Here is a 578-nt window from a genome sequence, read left to right as displayed (position 1 = left end):
GGAGCGGCGGCCGGATCACCGTGTCGAGCTCGTCGTCGGACTCCACCGCGATGCCCGACGTCGCGCCGGCGACCTCCCCCGTCGCCGCCATCGACGGCGACCCGGCGACCGCGTGGGTGTCCAACTCGCTGCAATCGGCGGTGGGCCAGTGGCTGCAGGTCGATTTCGACCACCCGGTCACCAACGCGGCGATCACCCTGACACCCAGCGCGACGGCCGTCGGCGCGCAGGTGCGCCGCATCCTGATCGAGACCGCCACCGGCAGCACCACCTTGCGGTTCGACGAGCCCGGCAAGCCGCTCGCCGCCGCGTTGCCCTACGGCGAGACGCCGTGGGTGCGGATCACCGCCGCGGGCACCGACGACGGGTCCCCGGGCGTGCAGTTCGGCATCACCGACCTGTCGATCACCCAGTACGACGCGTCCGGATTCGCCCACCAGCTCGACCTGCGGCACACCGTGCGCGTCCCGGGGCCGCCGCCCGGCGCGGCGGTCGCGGGCTGGGACCTGGGTTCCGAGCTGCTGGGCAGGCCGGGATGCGCGTCGACGCCGGAGGGCGTGCGCTGCGCGCCGTCCATG

General features: G+C 74.6%; 1 protein-coding gene. It reads left to right on the top strand.

Going from position 1 to position 578, the window contains the following annotated elements; translation table 11 throughout:
- On the top strand, positions 1–578 hold a 578-nt coding region (locus tag A5711_RS18640; protein WP_197520828.1), incomplete at both ends, for a discoidin domain-containing protein.

Source organism: Mycobacterium sp. E2238 (genome assembly GCF_001672665.1).
In the GTDB taxonomy this organism is placed as follows: domain Bacteria; phylum Actinomycetota; class Actinomycetes; order Mycobacteriales; family Mycobacteriaceae; genus Mycobacterium.
Note: the sequence above shows the minus strand (reverse complement) of the source record. Positions and strands in the feature narration are given on the sequence as shown.